15 protein-coding genes are annotated in these 17,413 nt (G+C 64.9%); 7 read left to right on the plus strand and 8 right to left on the minus strand.

The features are described 5' to 3' along the window. The first annotated feature begins 123 nt into the window (after nt 1-123). A complete protein-coding gene (gene pyrE / locus CQ050_RS06010; protein ID WP_105555885.1) occupies nt 124-810 on the plus strand; it encodes an orotate phosphoribosyltransferase in 687 nt (228 codons plus the stop codon). A 103-nt stretch (nt 811-913) separates the two neighbouring features. On the opposite strand, the gene gatB is transcribed toward pyrE, so the two are convergent. The 3 genes from gatB to gatC form a co-directional block, all read right to left on the minus strand. Further along, on the minus strand, nt 914-2,371 hold the full coding sequence (gene gatB, locus CQ050_RS06015) for an Asp-tRNA(Asn)/Glu-tRNA(Gln) amidotransferase subunit GatB (protein ID WP_105555886.1): 1,458 nt from the start codon (nt 2,369-2,371) through the stop codon (nt 914-916). A gap of 115 nt (nt 2,372-2,486) precedes the next feature. Then, nucleotides 2,487-4,004 carry an Asp-tRNA(Asn)/Glu-tRNA(Gln) amidotransferase subunit GatA gene (gatA, locus tag CQ050_RS06020; RefSeq protein WP_105555887.1) on the minus strand — a complete coding sequence of 506 codons (1,518 nt, stop codon included), beginning with the start codon at nt 4,002-4,004 and terminating at the stop codon, nt 2,487-2,489. A gap of 3 nt (nt 4,005-4,007) precedes the next feature. Continuing rightward, a complete protein-coding gene (gatC, locus tag CQ050_RS06025; RefSeq protein ID WP_046803060.1) occupies nt 4,008-4,316 on the minus strand; it encodes an Asp-tRNA(Asn)/Glu-tRNA(Gln) amidotransferase subunit GatC in 309 nt (102 codons plus the stop codon). A gap of 227 nt (nt 4,317-4,543) precedes the next feature. Between gatC and CQ050_RS06030 the strand changes: the two genes are divergently transcribed. The 5 genes from CQ050_RS06030 (at nt 4,544) to rodA (ending at nt 10,180) form a co-directional block, all read left to right on the plus strand. Next, entirely contained in the window at nt 4,544-5,587 is a 1,044-nt protein-coding gene (locus CQ050_RS06030; RefSeq protein WP_006216320.1) for a rod shape-determining protein, read from the plus strand. A gap of 84 nt (nt 5,588-5,671) precedes the next feature. Then, nucleotides 5,672-6,556, plus strand: coding sequence for a rod shape-determining protein MreC (gene mreC / locus CQ050_RS06035; protein ID WP_105555888.1), 885 nt, complete (start codon nt 5,672-5,674; stop codon nt 6,554-6,556). After that, nucleotides 6,543-7,103: a rod shape-determining protein MreD gene (gene mreD, locus CQ050_RS06040; protein WP_035213076.1), complete on the plus strand. Its 561-nt coding sequence runs from the start codon at nt 6,543-6,545 to the stop codon at nt 7,101-7,103. Before mreC ends, mreD begins: the two co-directional genes overlap by 14 nt. A gap of 15 nt (nt 7,104-7,118) precedes the next feature. Continuing rightward, nucleotides 7,119-9,047: a penicillin-binding protein 2 gene (gene mrdA / locus CQ050_RS06045; protein WP_105555889.1), complete on the plus strand. Its 1,929-nt coding sequence runs from the start codon at nt 7,119-7,121 to the stop codon at nt 9,045-9,047. Then, nucleotides 9,044-10,180 (plus strand): rod shape-determining protein RodA, encoded by a 1,137-nt coding sequence (gene rodA / locus CQ050_RS06050; protein ID WP_105555890.1) that lies wholly within the window; start codon nt 9,044-9,046, stop codon nt 10,178-10,180. Before mrdA ends, rodA begins: the two co-directional genes overlap by 4 nt. Nucleotides 10,181-11,051: 871 nt before the next feature. On the opposite strand, the gene CQ050_RS06055 is transcribed toward rodA, so the two are convergent. The 5 genes from CQ050_RS06055 to argB all read right to left on the minus strand — a co-directional run bounded on the left by CQ050_RS06055 (nt 11,052) and on the right by argB (nt 16,338). Beyond that, entirely contained in the window at nt 11,052-12,104 is a 1,053-nt protein-coding gene (locus CQ050_RS06055; protein WP_105555891.1) for an Ldh family oxidoreductase, read from the minus strand. A gap of 12 nt (nt 12,105-12,116) precedes the next feature. Continuing rightward, the gene (locus CQ050_RS06060) at nt 12,117-13,610 is read right to left on the minus strand and encodes a DASS family sodium-coupled anion symporter (RefSeq protein ID WP_105555892.1); all 1,494 of its coding nucleotides are present in this window, start codon (nt 13,608-13,610) and stop codon (nt 12,117-12,119) included. Nucleotides 13,611-13,931: 321 nt separating this feature from the next. Further along, nucleotides 13,932-14,507 (minus strand): nucleoid occlusion factor SlmA, encoded by a 576-nt coding sequence (slmA, locus tag CQ050_RS06065; RefSeq protein ID WP_105555893.1) that lies wholly within the window; start codon nt 14,505-14,507, stop codon nt 13,932-13,934. A gap of 54 nt (nt 14,508-14,561) precedes the next feature. Next, on the minus strand, nt 14,562-15,308 hold the full coding sequence (locus CQ050_RS06070) for a pyrimidine 5'-nucleotidase (RefSeq protein WP_105555894.1): 747 nt from the start codon (nt 15,306-15,308) through the stop codon (nt 14,562-14,564). Between the two features lie 127 nt (nt 15,309-15,435). Next, the gene (gene argB / locus CQ050_RS06075) at nt 15,436-16,338 is read right to left on the minus strand and encodes an acetylglutamate kinase (protein ID WP_105555895.1); all 903 of its coding nucleotides are present in this window, start codon (nt 16,336-16,338) and stop codon (nt 15,436-15,438) included. Between the two features lie 262 nt (nt 16,339-16,600). Between argB and CQ050_RS06080 the strand changes: the two genes are divergently transcribed. Further along, nucleotides 16,601-17,389 (plus strand): MetQ/NlpA family ABC transporter substrate-binding protein, encoded by a 789-nt coding sequence (locus CQ050_RS06080; RefSeq protein ID WP_105555896.1) that lies wholly within the window; start codon nt 16,601-16,603, stop codon nt 17,387-17,389. The last annotated feature ends 24 nt before the right edge of the window (nt 17,390-17,413 follow it).

Here is a 17,413-nt window from a genome sequence, read left to right on the forward strand (position 1 = left end):
CCTGTAGAGCGGCCGCAGGGGCCGGAACAATGCCAGGAATTTAACCGACTCGGCGCCGCCGTCCGGGAAAAGCCCTGACAACGGATAAAATGCCGGGATTTGCCATCTACCGGATCCCTTCGTATGCCCGCCGCCACCTCTTCCGCCACCTCCCTCGATTTCGTCCGTTTTGCCCTGAACGAAGGCGTGCTGCGCTTTGGCAGCTTCAAGGTCAAATCGGGCCGGATCAGCCCCTATTTCTTCAATGCCGGCTTGTTCAACAGCGGGGGCTCGGTCGGCAAGCTGGCGCAGTTCTATGCCCAGGCGCTGTTGGATTCGGGCGTGCAATTCGACATGCTGTTCGGTCCGGCATACAAGGGCATCCCGCTGGCCACCGCGACGGCCGTGGCGTTGGCCGGCCATCCGGCCATGCAGGGCCAGAGCGACGTGCCGTTTGCCTACAACCGCAAGGAAGCCAAGGACCACGGCGAAGGCGGCACCCTGGTCGGCGCGCCGCTGAAGGGCAAGGTAGTGATTATTGACGACGTGATCACGGCAGGCACGTCGGTGCGCGAATCGGTGGAAATCATCCGCGCCGCCGGCGCCGAACCCGCCGCCGTGCTGATCGCGATGGACCGCATGGAACGCGCCGGCCCGGACGACGCGCTGTCCGCGCATTCGGCCGTGCAGGACGTGGCCAAGACCTATGGCATTCCGGTAGTGGCGATCGCGTCGCTGTCCGACATCATGGCATTGCTGCAAGACGACGCGTCGTTCGCCGAAAACCGCGACGCGGTGCAGGCGTACCGGACGAAGTACGGGGTGAAGTAAGGGGCTGAAGTACGGCGGTGCTCGGCGAGCCCTCATTGTTCGCAAGGTAAAAGGCCGCGGCAATGTGCCGCAGCCTTGATCAGCGTGATCCCCGTTCGGGCGGTCAGCTATCGAGCTTTTGCTTGAGCAGGTCGTTCACTTGCTGCGGGTTGGCCTTGCCGCGGGCGGCCTTCATGATCTGGCCCACCAGCGAATTGAACGCCTTTTGCTTGCCGGCCCGATACTCTTCCACAATGGCCGGGTTCGCGGCCAGCACCTCGTCGATCATGGTGCCGATGGCGCCCGTGTCGCTGATCTGCTTCAGGCCACGCGCGTCGATGATGGCGTCCGCGTTGCCGCCGTTCTCGCCGGCCCACATGGCGCCGAAGACTTCGCGGGCGATCTTGTTGGAGATCGTACCGTCGATGATGCGGCCGATCAGCGCGGCCAGCGCCGGCGCTTGCACCGGCGAATCGGCGATGCCCTTTTCTTCCTTGTTCAAGGCCGCGGCGACTTCGCCCATGACCCAGTTGGCGGCCAGCTTGGCTTGGCCCGCCGGCAGCGCGCGCGCCACGGCCTCGAAGTAGGCGGCCAGATCGCGGCTGACGGTCAGTTGGGCGGCGTCGTAGGCGGGCAGGCCGAATTCCGATTCGAAGCGGGCGCGCTGGGCGGCCGGCAGTTCGGGCATGGTGGCGCGCACCTCGTCCACCCAGGCAGGCGAGATCACCAGCGTGGGCAGGTCGGGGTCGGGGAAGTAGCGGTAGTCGTGCGCGTCTTCCTTGCTGCGCATGCTGCGCGTTTCGTCGCGGTCGGCGTCATACAGGCGCGTTTCCTGGACGACCGTGCCGCCGTCCTCGATCAGTTCGATCTGGCGGCGCGCTTCATAGACGATGGCGCGTTCCAGGAAGCGGAACGAGTTGACGTTCTTGATCTCGGTGCGGGTGCCGAATTCCTTCTGGCCCACCGGGCGCACCGACACGTTGGCGTCGCAGCGGAACGAGCCTTCCTGCATGTTGCCGTCGCAGATGCCCAGCCAGACGACCAGGCTGTGCAGGGCGCGGGCATAGGACACCGCTTCGGCGGCCGAGCGCATTTCGGGCTCGGTCACGATTTCCAGCAACGGCGTGCCGGCGCGGTTCAGGTCGATGCCGCTGGCGGGTGCGCCATTGGCCAGGGTGAAGTCGTCGTGCAGCGATTTGCCGGCGTCTTCTTCCAGGTGCGCGCGCGTCAGGTTGACGGTTTTTTCTTCTTCGCCCACGAAGAACGACAACGAGCCGCCCACGACCACCGGCAGTTCGTATTGGCTGATCTGATAGCCCTTGGGCAGGTCGGGGTAGAAGTAGTTCTTGCGCGCGAAGACCGAGCGCGGCGCGATGGTGGCGCCCACGGCCAGGCCAAAGCGGATGGCGCGTTCGGCCGCGCCGCGGTTCATGACCGGCAGGCTGCCCGGCAAGGCCAGATCGACTTCGTTGGCGTGCGTGTTGGGCGCGGCGCCGAATGCGGTGCTGCTACCCGAAAAAATCTTGGAGCCGGTGGAAAGCTGGGTATGCGTTTCCAGGCCGATGACGATTTCCCAGTTCATTATCTGTAATTCCAATCAATAGTGCCGCAGCGGCGCGCGCGAGCGACGCCGGGCCGCCCCAAGGCGCTGGCAGCCCCCTCGGGGGGCAGCGAACGAAGTGAGCGTGGGGGTCTCATCAAAGCGGGGACCGCTTATGCCAGTCGGTGACTTGTTGGTAGCGGTCGGCGATGGCTAGGAGCTTGCCTTCGTCGAAGTAGTTGCCGATGATCTGCAGGCCGACTGGCCGCCCCGAGCCAAAACCGCAAGGGATGGACATGGCGGGCAAGCCCGCCAAGCTGACGCCCAACGTGTAGACGTCGGCCAGCCAGTCGGCCGTCGGGTCGTCGCGGTTGTCGCCGATGTTCTTGGCCACCGTCGGTGTGACCGGGCCCATGATCACGTCGCACTGGCCCGCATAGGCGCGCTGGAAATCCTGCGCGATCAGGCGGCGCAGGCGTTGCGCTTGCAGGTAGTAGGCGTCGTAGTAGCCGTGCGACAGCACGTAGGTGCCGATCAGGATGCGGCGCTTGACCTCGCTGCCAAAGCCTTCGGCGCGCGAGCGGCTGATCATTTCGGTCAGGTCGCCGTACTGTTCCGTCCGGTGGCCGTAGCGCACGCCGTCGTAGCGGGCCAGGTTGCTGGATGCTTCCGCGGGGGCGATGACGTAGTAGGCGGGGATGGCGAGTTCCGTGCGCGGCAGCGATACCGGCACGCGCACAGCGCCCAGCGCCTCGAACTGGGCCAGCGCGGCTTCCACCGCGGCGGCCACGTCGGCGGCCAGGCCGGCGCCGAAGTACTCTTCCGGCACGCCGATGCGCAGGCCCTTCAGAGGCTGGCTGCCGGCGGCGTCGAACGCGGCCTGAGCCGAATCGAAGTCGCGGCGGACGCGGCCGGGTTCGTTCACGGCGGCATCGCACTTTTCCAGGCTGGTGGCATCGCGCGGGTCGAAGCCGCTCACGACGTCCAGCATTTCAAGCAAGTCGCGGCTGCTGGCGGCCAGCGGGCCGGCCTGGTCCAGGCTGGAGCCGAACGCCACCATGCCGTAGCGCGACACCGTGCCGTAAGTCGGCTTGATGCCGCTGACGCCGCACAAGGCAGCGGGCTGGCGCACCGAACCGCCGGTGTCGGTGCCGGTGGCGGCCGCCACCAGGCGCGCGGCGACGGCGGCGGCGGAACCGCCCGACGAACCGCCCGGCACGGCCGCGTGGTCCCAGGGGTTCTTCACCGCGCCGTAGGCCGAGTTCTCGTTGCCGGAACCCATGGCGAATTCGTCGCAGTTCAGCTTGCCGATGGACACGGCGCCTGCCGCGGCCAGGCGGTCGACGACGGTGGCGTCGAACGGGCTGACATAGCCTTCCAGCATCTTGCTGCCGGCAGTCGTGCGCCAGCCGCGGGTGACGAACGCGTCTTTGTGGGCGATGGGTACGCCGGCCAGCGGGCCTGCGGAACCGGCGGCCAACGCGTCGTCGGCGGCGCGGGCCTGGGCCAGCGTCAATTCAGCGTCAATATGTAAAAAGCAATTCAGGCCGCTGGCCGCCTCGGCGGCCGCCAGGGCGCTTTGCGCCAGTTCGACGGCGCTGACCTGGCGTTGGGCGAGGGCCGCGCGCAAAGCGGCGATCCCCTCGAATTGGGTATGCAAGGCAGGTTTTGTCATGGCTTAGTCGAGGACTTTAGGGACCAGGAACAAGCCTTCCTGGGCGTCGGGGGCGTTGGCCAGCAGCGCCTCGCGGCGCGTTTCCGAGCTGGCCTCGGTCACGGCGTCTTCACGCAGGCGCAGCACAATGTCCTCATGGGCGGACAGGGGGTGGGCCAACGGCTCGACGCCTTGGGTGTCGACGGACTGGAGCCGTTCGATCAAGTGGAGAATGCCGTTTAACTCGGCCTGCGCAAGGGTGCGCTGGTCGGGGGTCAGTTCGATTCTGGCCAGCCGGGCAATGCGGGCCACATCTGTGTCATTGAGCGCCATAGGGATTGCAAAATCGATAAGCGAAGGCCGAAGGGCGGGACCGGGCAGTATGTACCCGCCAATCCCGTTACAAAGCTTGAATAGCCTGCATTTATGCGCTATTTCCGGGGAAATTATAAGTTATGATTCACGGTTTAATCGCCGTGATGACAGGCGGGCCCGACGTTTTTCGGGTCAGACGCCCCACGACTTGAACCCAATTCCCCCCAGAATTTAGCTGAGCTCCCATGTTCGGATTCCTGCGCAGTTATTTTTCCAGCGATATGGCGATCGACCTCGGTACCGCCAATACGCTGATTTACGTCCGCGGCAAGGGCATCGTGCTCGATGAACCCTCCGTGGTCGCAATCCGTCATGAAGGCGGGCCTCACGGCAAAAAGATCATCCAGGCCGTCGGCCACGAAGCCAAGCAGATGCTTGGCCGCGTTCCCGGCAATATCGAGGCCATCCGGCCCATGAAGGACGGCGTTATCGCTGACTTCACGGTCACCGAACAGATGCTCAAACAGTTTATTCGCATGGTGCACCCCCGCAACATGCTGGCACCCAGCCCGCGGATCATCGTCTGCGTGCCTTGCGGTTCCACCCAGGTTGAACGCCGCGCCATCCGTGAATCGGCGTTGGGCGCGGGCGCGTCCCACGTCTTCCTGATCGAAGAACCCATGGCCGCGGCCATCGGCGCCGGCCTGGCCGTGTCCGACGCCAGCGGCTCCATGGTCGTCGACATCGGCGGCGGCACCACCGAAGTGGCGGTCATCTCGCTGGGTGGCATGGTCTATAAAGGTTCCGTGCGCGTCGGCGGCGACAAGTTCGACGAAGCTATCGTCAACTATATCCGCCGCAACTACGGCATGCTGATCGGCGAACCCACGGCCGAGCTGATCAAGAAGGAAATCGGTTCCGCATTCCCGGGTTCCGAAGTCCGCGAAATCGAAGTCAAGGGCCGTAATCTGGCCGAAGGCGTGCCGCGCAGCTTCACGGTCTCGTCCAACGAGATCCTGGAATCGCTGACCGACCCGCTGAACCAGATCGTTTCCGCGGTGAAGATCGCGCTTGAGCAAACCCCGCCCGAACTGGGCGCCGACATCACCGACAAGGGCATTGCCCTGACCGGCGGCGGCGCATTGCTGCGCGATCTGGATCGCCTGCTCCAGGAAGAGACGGGCCTGCCCGTCGTGGTGGCCGACGATCCCCTGACCTGCGTCGTGCGCGGTTGCGGCGAAGCGCTGGAACACCTTGAGAAACTGGGCGCCATCTTCATCAACGACTAATACCGCCCGCCAGCCCGGAGCCCCGCTTTTTTACGGCTCCGGCCGCTGTGGGAGCTACGGACGCGGGCGTCCGGGCTGAGATTCATGCAACGACAAGGGACCCCCCCCCTATTCAGGCGCGGCCCACCTGCGGAGGTGCGGCTGGTCGTTCTGGTCGTCCTTGCTTTGGCCCTGATCATCATGGATTCGCAATGGCGCATGCTGGAACCGGCACGCCGCGCGATGTCCGTGGCGATTTACCCCTTCCAGCGTGCGGTCATGGCGCCGCGCGACCTCGTCCAGCAAGTCAATGAGTGGGTCAACGCGGCCAACCTCATCCGTAGCGAAAACGAAGCCTTGCAGCGTCAGCGCATCGAACTGGCCCAGGTGGCCAGCCATGCGGCGCAACTGGCCGCCGAAAACGCACAACTGCGCCGTCTGCTGGGCGTGACCGACACCGTGGCGCAATCGGCCGTGGTGGTCGAGGTCATGTACGAACCCACCAACGCGTTCACCCAGCGCCTGGTGTTCAACAAGGGCAGCAAGGCCGGCCTGGCGCCGGGCATGCCCGTGATCGACGAAGGCGGCGTGGTCGGGCAGATCGTCCGCGTGACGCCGATGACGGCCGAAGCCGCGTTGGTGACGGATGAGCAGGTGTCCATTCCCGTCCAGCTGCTGCGCAACGGGCTGCGGCTGATCGCGTTCGGCGGCAATTCGCCGGGCAAGATGGAAGTCCGTTACCTTGCCGCCAATGCCGATATCAAGGAAGGCGATACTATCGTCACCAGCGGCGTCGGCGGATTGTTCCCCGCCGGCTTGCCCGTGGCCAAAGTGACCTCGGTCGAACGCGACACCGCCTCCGGTTTCGCGCGTGCCGTGTGTGAACCGCTGGCCCATCCCGAACGCTATCGCCACTTCCTGGTCTTGCAGGTGGATGTGGCCCGCGCCGAGTCCAACCGTCAGGAGGTCGATTCCGGTGGATCGGACTAATCAATCGCAACCCAGGCGCCGCCTGGGCACCCCCAGCAATGTGCACCCCGACCGCCTGTCCGGTCCGGCTCACGGCGTTTTCGTCTGGGCCACGGTGCTGCTGGTGTGGCTGGTGTCGCTGCTGCCATGGCGCTTGTGGCAGGGCGCGCCCGATGTGCTGCTTCTGATCATCGCCTTCTGGTGCGTGCACGAACCGCGCCGCGTGGGCCTGTTCACTGCATTTTTCTTCGGTTTGCTGATGGACGTGCACGATGCGGGGCCGCTGGGCGAGCACGCGTTGTCGTACACGCTGGTCGCTTACGGCGCCGTGGTGCTGCATCGCCGGCTGCAACGATTCGACCTCTGGAGCCAGGCGATGCACATGCTGCCTGTCTTCTTCATCGCCCGTTTCCTGACCCAGATCATTCATGCCTGGCTTGCCGGCAAGTGGCCGGGCTGGGACTGGTGCATCAGTGTGGCCATCACCGCCGCCCTGTGGCCGTTGGCGGGCTGGGTGCTGCACTTGCCGCAGCGCGGTGCCGACGACGCCGAATCCTCCTCCGCCTGACGGCGGCGTCGCGTCATGTTCGAATTCAAGAAAACCGGCCAGCAGCAGAAGCAGCGCTTCCGCTTGCGCGCGTGGGTGGGCGGCGTGTTCGCCCTGGTGTGTTTCGGCGTGCTGGTGGGGCGGTTCTGGTATTTGCAGGTCGACCGCTACGAAGGCCTGTCCGAACGCGCCGACCGCAACCGCATCGCGGTCGTGCCGATTCCGCCGCGGCGCGGCGAGATCCTGGACCGCAATGGCGAAGTCCTGGCGCGCAACTACCGCACCTATACGCTCGAAGTGGTGCCGGCCCACGCCGGCAACATGACGGAGCTGTTCGAACGCCTGACCGAAGTCGTCTACATCAGCCCCGCCGACCAGCGGCGCTTCAAGCGGCGCGCGGCGGAGTCCAGCCGCTACGCCAGCCTGCAATTGCGCAACAACCTGAACGAGACCGAGGCTGCCTGGTTCGCCGCGCACTCCTTCCAGTTCCCGGGTGTCGAGCTGCGCGCGCGATGGGTGCGCGAGTACCCGCAGGGCCTGTCCGCCGCGCACGTGGTGGGCTACATCGGCCGTATTGCGGAGGGCGACAACGAAGAGCTGGAACGGGCCGGCCAGTTGGGCAACTACCGCGGCACGGATGTCATCGGCAAGAAGGGCATCGAGAAAACCTGGGAAGAGCAGCTGCATGGCCGCACCGGCCTGGAAGAGGTCGAAGTCACGGCGGGCGGACGCCCCATGCGCACGTTGCGGCGGATCGACCCGGTGCCGGGCTCGGACATCATGCTGTCCATCGATCTGGGTCTGCAGAAGGTGGCCGAAGAGGCTTTTGAAGGCCAGCGCGGCGCGCTCGTCGCGATCGACCCGGACACGGGCGAGGTCCTGGCCTTTGTCTCGCAACCGTCCTTCGACCCCAATCTGTTCGTGGATGGCATCGACGTGGACAACTGGCGGATGCTGAACGAATCGCCGGACCATCCGCTGATCAACCGTCCGCTGTATGGCACTTACCCGATCGGCTCGACCTACAAGCCCTTCGTCGGCCTGGCCGCCCTGGAACTGGGCAAGCGCCGCGCGACCGACCGTATTTCCGACCCGGGCTACTACGAATTCGGCGGGCAGAAGTTCCGCAACGCCGGCGGCGCCGCCTATGGCATGACCGACATGCACAAGGCGATCGTGGTGTCGTCCGACACGTATTTCTATTCGCTGGGCCCCGAGATCGGCGTGAACGCGCTGCACGATTTCACCAAGCAGTTCGGGTTTGGCCAGATCACCGGCATCGACCTGGAAGGCGAAAAGCGCGGCGTGCTGCCGTCCACGGACTGGAAGCGCGCCGCCTACAAGGACAAGGACCGCCAACGCTGGTACGCGGGCGAAACCATTTCGGTGGCCGTGGGCCAGGGCTACAACGCATTCACCTTGTTGCAACTGGCGCAGGGCACGTCGACGCTGGCCAACAATGGCCTGTACCGCCGCCCGCACCTGGTGCACGCCGTGCGCGACCCGCGCAGCGGCGTGGCCAAGCCCACCGAATCAACGCCCGACTACCGGATCCCGCTGAAGCAGGCCAACGTGGATGTCATCAAGAACGCGATGGCGGACGTGGTGCGGGCGGGCACCGCGCGCCGCGCGTTCGCCAACGCCCCATACCAGGCGGCCGGCAAGACCGGCACGGCGCAGGTGTTCAGCCTGCGCGGCGGGCACTACCGCGCCAGCGCCATCGACGAACGCCTGCGCGACCATGCGCTGTTCATGGGGTTCGCGCCGCTGGAGCATCCCCGCATCGCCGTGTCGCTGATCGTCGAGAACGCCGGCTGGGGCGCCAGCGTGGCGGCTCCCGTGGCGCGCAAGGTGTTCGACTACTGGCTGGCCAAAGACCGCCAGGACAAGATCGTGCGGCCGGAACGGGCCGATCCGCTGGCCTCGGTCGAAACCATTACCTCTGACGTGGTGCGCCAACAATGAAGCGCCTGGGCCTTATCCTGCTACGCGTCTTCACGGCGTTCGATTGGCCGCTATTGGCGATCTTGATGATGTTCGCGGCGCTGGGCCTGACCGTCATGCATTCGGCGGTGGGCGGCACCGATTGGCGGTTCGCCGAACAGTCGCGCAACTTCGTCATCGCGTTCCTGGCGATGTGGACGATGGCGCTCATTCCACCCAAGTGGCTGATGAAGCTGGCCTTGCCTTTCTACGTGGTGGGCGTGGTGCTGCTGCTGGGCGTGGAGTTTTTCGGGGAAACCAGCAAGGGCGCGACCCGCTGGCTGAATCTGGGCGTGACGCGCATCCAGCCTTCCGAGATGATGAAGATCGCCGTGCCGATGATGCTGGCCTGGTACTTCCAGCGTCACGAAGGCGCGGTGCGCATCCGCGACTTCCTGGCCGCCGCCGCCATGCTGGCCGCGCCGTTCGGCCTGATCGTGCTGCAGCCTGATCTGGGCACGGCGCTGCTGGTGTTCGGCGCCGGCTTTTTCGTGATCTATTTCGCGGGTCTGTCGTTCAAGCTGCTGGTGCCGGTGATGCTGGCCGGCATCATCGCGATCGGCACGCTGGTGTATTACGAGGACCAGCTATGTGAACCGGATGTGGACTGGGTGGTGCTGCACGATTACCAGAAGCATCGGGTTTGCACGCTGCTCAACCCCAGTTCCGATCCGTTGGGCAAGGGCTTCCACACGATCCAGTCGATGATCGCCGTGGGCTCGGGCGGCGTGTACGGCAAGGGCTACATGAAGGGTACGCAGACGCACCTGGACTTCATCCCGGAACGCACGACGGACTTCATTTTCGCGGTGTACGCCGAAGAGTTCGGCCTGTATGGCGGCATCGCGATCCTGGTGCTGTATGGCCTGATGATGGCGCGCGGCCTGACGATCGCTTCGCGGGCCTCGTCACAGTTCGGGCGCTTGCTGGCGGGGGCGCTGACGATGATGCTGTTCATCTATGTGTTCGTGAACGTGGGGATGGTGACGGGGATCTTGCCGGTCGTCGGTGTGCCGTTGCCGTTCATGAGTTACGGCGGGACGGCGTTGTTCACGATGGGAATCGCGTTCGGGATCATGATGAGCATCAGCAGGCATCGGTCGGCGAAGGGTTGATGCGGGAGTGAGGGTCGTCGTGTAGTGCTTCGTGGGTCGCCCGTCGGCGTGGGCGGCATGGGCACTCGCGCCCACGATTGCGGTCCGGCGCGCAGGCGCCGGACTTCCCCTTCGTCATCTTCGTCCAGGCCTACGGCCTTCCCTTCAGATTCCCTCGGGCGCATCGAGGTTGCTCGCGCCCATGCCGCCCACCCCGACGGGCTCACGCCGTCTTGGCTCGGCGCGTTGCTGGGCCTGTCAATCATGTCGAGATTTGCGGGGCCCGCCGATTGCGGCCGCGCGGGCGGCCACAATCGGCATACGCGTGGTGCGTCGTCAGGGGGGTGATCGCTTGCGCGCTTGCGTGGAGGGATTGCTGATGGGCCCGCAATCAAGTGGGGGGGGTAGAGATGGGCGGCGCGCGGCAGGGAGCCTGTTGCGTATGCAGACCCTCTCGCGCACGCCGCCCATCCGGCACAGGGGTTCAAGTGGCGATTAGCGGCGGCCCGTTTTCTTGCCTATACGCGTGGCGGCAGCACGTCGATGCAAGACGCCGCGTAAGCCCCCAAAGGCCGCCCGCGCGGCCGGCCGGGGGCGGGCACTACAAGTTATTTCTCTTCTCGATGCCGTATGCCAGAACCCTAAGCATGCAGCTCGCCCCAGCTGACGTCCGCTTTCAACTGCGCGAGCCCGTCGTGGCGGTGGCCTGCCGGACGCGGGGAGTCGATAAGCCCGAGGGAATCTGAAGGGAAGGCCGAAGGCCTGGACGAAGATGACGAAGGGGCAGTCCGGAGCGAAGGCTCCGGACCGCAATCGTTGACCCGCGTCCGGCAGGCCACCGCCGCGACGGGCGTCTCAAGAACCCGCACCCGCCGTCACCACACACACACCATCAACCCGGCAACGCCTCCGGCACACCCAGGTCAGACGCCAGCTTCTTCAACCCATCCCAGATCCGGCTATCGAACTCCACCGAATCTGCGTTCACGGCGCGGTTGCGGGCTTCGTATTCGCCCGGATACTGCACCGCCTCGACGCCCGGCTGCGGTTTGCACGCATGCAGGTAGTCGATGAACGCGCCGACTTCCATCGTGCGCCAGTCGGTGTTGAAGTCCACTTGCGGGTCCAGCAGCAGCGCGAACATGTTGTTCGTGGCCACGCCGTTGCGGGGGTGTTCGGGCTGGATGGTGCCGCCGCCTGACAGGACGCCGGCCAGCAGTTCCGCCACCAGGCCCAGCGCATAACCCTTGTGGCCGCCGAAGGGCAGCAGGGCGCCGGGCGGGTCCGAGAACAGCGCGTTCGGATCGGTCGTGGGGTTGCCGTCGGCGTCGATGAGCGACCCGGGGGGCGCTTGTTCGCCCTTGGCCGCCAGCACGCGCGCCTTGTTCACGGCGATGGAGCTGGTGGCCATGTCCACGATGAACGGCGGGCGGCCGCCGGGCAGCGGGCCGGCGAAGCACAGCGGGTTGGTGGTCAGGCACGCCTGGGCGCCGCCAAACGGCGCCACGGTGGGCGCGCGGTTGATCACGTTGGTGAAGGCCAGGAGGATCAGCCCCTTGGCCGCCACCATTTCACCGAAGTGGCCCATGCGGCCCAGGTGATGGCTGTGGCGCAGCGTCACGATGCACTGCCCGTGTTCCTGGGTGCGCTCGATCGCTTTTTCGATAACGACCTTGCCGACGTACTGGCCCAGGCCGTGGTGGCCGTCATAGGCAAGCATGGCGCCGCGGTCGTTGACCAGCTCGGGCCGGCCGTCGGCCTGGGCCAGGCCTTCGGACAGCACGCGCCGGTAGTTGGTCAGGATCGACAGGCCGTGGCTGGTGTAGCCGACCCGGTCGGACTCGACCAGATGTTCGGCCACGTCGCGGGCGATGTCTTCGGGCACGCCTTGCGCCATCAGCACGCGGCGGCCGTATTCATTGGCTTGGGCCAGGGAGAGTTTCATGATGCGTTCTCCTTAAAGCCAGCCGAGCCAGCGCCAGTACGTCGCGCCCATGACCAGCATCAGCAGGTAACCCACGATGGTGACGATGATGCCGACTTTGGCGAACTGCTTGGCGTTGAAGGTCTCCGTGCCCAGGCAAACCATGTTCTGCGGCGCGTTGATCGGCAGGATGAAACCGTAGCTGACCACGAAGCCCAGCAGCATGGTCATGCCCAGGCGGCTGAAGTCGCCCGGCAGCGTGGCCAGCACCGAGATCAGGATGGGCAGCATGGCCGAGGTCAGCGCGGTGGCGCTGGCGAAACCCAGGTGGATGATGATCAGGAACGCGGCAAGGATGGCGAAGATCGCCAGCGGGCCCAGTTGATCCAACCCGGTGTGCGCCACGACCTGGTTGCCCAGCCATTGGCCTGCTTGCGTCGTCAACAGGGCGGTGCCCAGGCTGATGCCCACGCCGAACACGATGACCGTGCCCCATGGGATGCGCGCCTGCACGTCTTTCCACGTCATCACGCCAAAGCGCGGCAGCATCAGCAGAACCAGGCCGAAGTAAGTGGTCGAGGTGGTGTCGAACTTGTGCAGCTTGCCTTCGGTCGACCAGAACAGCAGCAGCATGACCGACACGGCCATCAGGCGCTTTTGCGCGCCCGTCATGGGGCCCAGCTCAATCAGCGACTTTTCGACTGCTTCCTTGCCTCCGGCGATGCTGTCGCTTTCCGGCGGCAGCATCTTCAGCACGACGAAGATCAGCACGGCCGACATGATCAGCGACCAGGGGGCGCCGGCGATCAGCCAGTCCGACCACGCCACGCGTTCGCCAAGCATCTTTTCCATGAAGCCGACCGTCAGCAGGTTCTGCGCGGCGGCGGTCTGGATGCCAACGTTCCAGATGCTGGTGGCCTGCGCCACGATGATCATGATGCCGGCGGCGATGTTCGACCGCTTGTCCACGCCGAAGGCCGCGATGACGCCCATCATGATGGGCACCACGGCCGCGCTGCGCGCGGTGGCGCTGGGCACGACCAGGCTCAGCACGATCGTCACGGCGATACATCCGATCAGGATGCGGCGCGTGCTGGTGCCGACTTTCGACAAGGTGACCAGCGCGATGCGCCGGTCCAGCCCGGTGAAGGTCATGGCGGCGGCAATGAACAAGGCGCCGGTGACCAGCGCCAGCGCCGAATTCGAGAAACCGTTAAGCGCCATGCTGATGGCGGCGGACGTGCCGTACAGCACGTTCGGGTCTTTGATTGTCGGAGCCGTGCCCAACAGGAAGGCCATCAGCGTCGTGATCATGATCGCGCTGGCTTCGTAAGACACGGCTTCGGTAATCCAGACCACCACGGCAAACGCCAGGATCGCCAGCATGCGGTGGCCCGCGACCGGCAGGTCGGCAGGCAGGGGCATCATCAGCACCCCGATCATCACCAGGATGCCGGCGACGAGTCCGATTGGAATTTTTGCTTTCTTGGGGGCTTGCGAGGCAGGGACAGCGGCTGGCGCAGTCATATCCATCTCCGGTTGAGGTCAAACTTCCGACACACTCCCCGCGAGCACGGGTTTGTTCAATTCGATGTGTCGGTGCTACAGGATGATCGTGACGGCATTGAGGAAAACCCGTATTGATGTGGGTCAAACCGAAGAAGATATGTACTTGTAGAAACCCACCTCGGGCATTATGCTCGTCCGCCCTTGGTCGTCGCAAGCTTTGGAATGTTGCGTAAATGCACACCAATTGTGTCGAACGAGACCGAGGCGTCCTCAGAGGCCCTCCGGTAATTCGTTCGTGTTATGGCGCAAATGTGCCAACAATCGACCGCAATGGGTGATTCAGCCCAGGGCCAGGCGCAGTTGTTCGTCCAGGTGCAGCGTGGGCGCCACGCGCCAGCCGCTCTGCGCATAGCGCAGCCACCGGCCCAGCACCAGGTGCGTCAGCAGGCTGGCGTGCGCGGCGACGTTCGCGTCCGGCGGCAGGCCGCCGTCGGTGATGGCGATACGCAGCGATTGCTTCAGCGAGGTTTCGATGCGGTCGTTGATGTGGTTGATGCGTTCTTGCAGCCGGTTGTCTTCCGTGACCAGTGCGTCCCCGGTCAGCACGCGCGTCATGCCCTTGTTGCGTTCCGAGAAGGTCAGCAGCATCGAGACGGTCTTGTGCGCCTGGGGCACGCCGTAGGGTTCGGCGGTGGCAATCTGGTTCACCAGCGTGAAGATACTGGTTTCGATGAATTCGATCAGCCCTTCGAACATCTGCGCCTTGCTGGCGAAGTGCCGGTACAGCGCGGCTTCCGACACTTCAAGGCGCGCGGCGAGGGCGGCCGTGGTGATGCGGGACGCATGCGGCTGCTCTAGCATCTCGGCCAGTGTCTGCAGAATCTGGGTCTTGCGCTCGCCGGGTTTGCTCGCCATGGAAGGAACTGCTCTCGCGCAGGCTTGACGGTGAATGGGGGGAGGAGCGCGCCGCTATCCCCGCAGGGGACGTCGGCGTAACAACAAATCACTGACGGAGTTTACCCGCAAGTCGACGTAGGCCGGACGATGGGAGCGGCCACGGGAAAAGGGAGTGCCGGGGTGATAGACATGTACTGTCCGCACGCCAGCCTGGCGTGCGCCGCGCAGGTTGGCCAGTGTGTCTTCCACCAGGACGGCACGATGGGCGGGCACACCTTCGCGGGCCAGCACATAGCGCAGCAGCGCGGGCGACGGCTTGGGTCGGAATTCACCGTGCAGTCGCATGTGCTCGATGGCCCACAGGCTGTCGAACTGGCGCAAGATGCCCAGTCGGGCCAACACCGCGCGTGCGTATCGCAGCGGTGCGTTGGTCAGCAGCACCTTGCGGCCCGGCAACTGCCGCAGCTTGTAAGCCAGCGCCTTTTCAGCGCGTACCAGCGAATTGACGTCGAAGTCGTGGCTGCGGTGCAGGAAGTCGTGCGGATTCACGCCGTGGTGGCGCACCATCCCGATCATCGTGGCGCCGTAGCGCTTCCAGTACAGCCGGCGCACGTCGTTGGCCGTGTCGATGTCGACGTTCAAGGCTTCGGCCACGGCCATCGTCATGCCGTGGTCGATCTTGGGGAAAATGGCGTGCGAGGTATCGTGGAGCGTATTGTCCAGATCGAACAGCCACAGGCGTTCGGAAACGCCCGTGGCCACGCGGCGCGAACGGCGCATGCGCACCGCCGGCCGCAGCAATTGTCGGCGCGCTTGCATCAAAAACGCCACTGGAGAAACGGGTCGCCCAGATCCGGGCCGCCCAGATCCGGGCCGTGCGGATCCGGCTCCGCCGGTCCGCAGCGGCGCCCCCTGGGGGGCGCCGCGCAGCGCTGCGGGGGGAACATCAGTGCGAGCTGATCATCGTGCCGACGCCCTGATCGGTCAGGATCTCCAGCAGCAGGCAGTGCGGCACGCGGCCGTCGACGATGTGCACGGAATTCACGCCGTTCTTGGCAGCGTCCAGCGCCGACGAGATCTTGGGCAGCATGCCGCCCGAGATGGTGCCGTCCGCGAAGAGTTCGTCGATGGTCTGGGCGGACAGGCTGCGCAGCAACTTGCCGGCCTTGTCCAGCACGCCCGGCGTGTTGGTCAGCATCAGCAGCTTTTCAGCGCCCAGCACTTCGGCCATCTTGCCGGCGACGACGTCGGCGTTGATGTTGTAGGCCGTGCCGTCTTCGCCATAGCCGATCGGCGAGATCACCGGAATGAACTGGTCGTCCTGCAAGGCTTTCACCACGGCCGGCTCGACCAGGGTGATGTCGCCCACGAAACCGATGTCGATCGGTTCGTCGGGGTTGTCCTTGTTGGCCATCAGCTTCTTCTGGGCCTGGATCAGGCCGCCGTCCTTGCCGGTCAGGCCCACGGCCTTGCCGCCGACTTCGTTGATCATCATGACGATGTCTTGCTGGACCTGGCCGCCCAGCACCCATTCGACCACTTCCATGGTCTCGGCATCGGTCACGCGCATGCCCTGGATGAAGGTGCCCTGCTTACCAATGCGGCGCAGCGCGTCGTCGATCTGCGGACCGCCGCCGTGGACGACCACCGGATTCAGACCCACCAGCTTCAGCAGCACGACATCGTGCGCGAAGCTGCGCTGCAAGCGCTCTTCCGTCATGGCGTTGCCGCCGTACTTGACCACGATGGTCTTGCCGTGGAATCGTCGGATATACGGCAGTGCTTCAGACAGCACAGCGGCTTTGACAGCGGGGGACGAAACGGCAGCAGGGTCGGGGGTGTCGGTCATGGCAGCTAAGTCGGCAAATAAGTATGAGTGGTTAGAAAAAATGCCTGCACAAAATCGCGTTCGGGACGCGGTAGCGCAAGCATACGACGGATTGTAGTACCCGCAGGTTTCATATGCCTAAAACCTATGTCCATATGCCCGACAAATAACCGGCATTCAGGTAAATTGGGGCGTTTTCGAGAGCGCGGCGCCCCGCAAAAGGGGGCGAATCCGCACCCGGGCGGACATGGGCCCCCATTTTTATCCCTATAAGAGGCAAAACATGCGTTTTAACTTCGTCCGCTCTGCCCTTGCGGCATCGGCCTTCCTGGTGGCGGCCAATGCCGCCCATGCTGAAAAAGTGGTGGTGGGCGCGACCCAGGTGCCGCACGCCGAAATCCTGGAAGTGGTGAAACCGCAGTTGGCCAAGCAGGGCGTCGAGCTCGACATCAAGGTGTTCAGCGATTATGTGCAGCCCAACCTGCAACTGGCCGACAAACAGCTGGACGCCAACTTCTTCCAGCACAAGCCCTATCTGGATGCGTTCAACAAGGACCGCAAGGCCACGCTCGTACCGGTGGCGCTGGTCCACGTCGAACCCTTCGGCGGCTACTCCAAGAAGATCAAGAGCCTGTCCGAACTGAAGGACGGCGCTTCGGTCGCTATTCCGAACGACCCGTCCAACGGCGGCCGCGCGCTGGTGCTGCTGCAAAAGCAGGGCGTGATCAAGCTGAAGGATCCTTCCAACATTCTGGCGACCGCCGCCGATGTGGTCGAGAATCCCAAGAAGCTGAAGTTCCGCGAACTGGAAGCCGCGATGCTGCCGCGCTCGCTGGACGACGTGGACCTGGCGCTGATCAACACCAACTACGCGCTGGAAGCCGGCCTGGTGCCCACCAAGGACGCGCTCTTCATCGAGGGCGCCGATTCGCCCTACGCCAACATCCTCGTGACCCGCGCCGACAACAAAGATGCGCCGGGCATCAAGAAGCTGGTCGATGCCCTGCACACGCCCGAGGTGAAGAAGTTCATCCAGGAAAAGTACAAGGGCGCCGTGATTCCGGCGTTCTGAATCCGGCCAGTCTCAGGCCAGCCA

It is taken from the genome of Achromobacter sp. MYb9, assembly GCF_002975275.1.
Lineage (GTDB): Bacteria > Pseudomonadota > Gammaproteobacteria > Burkholderiales > Burkholderiaceae_B > Achromobacter.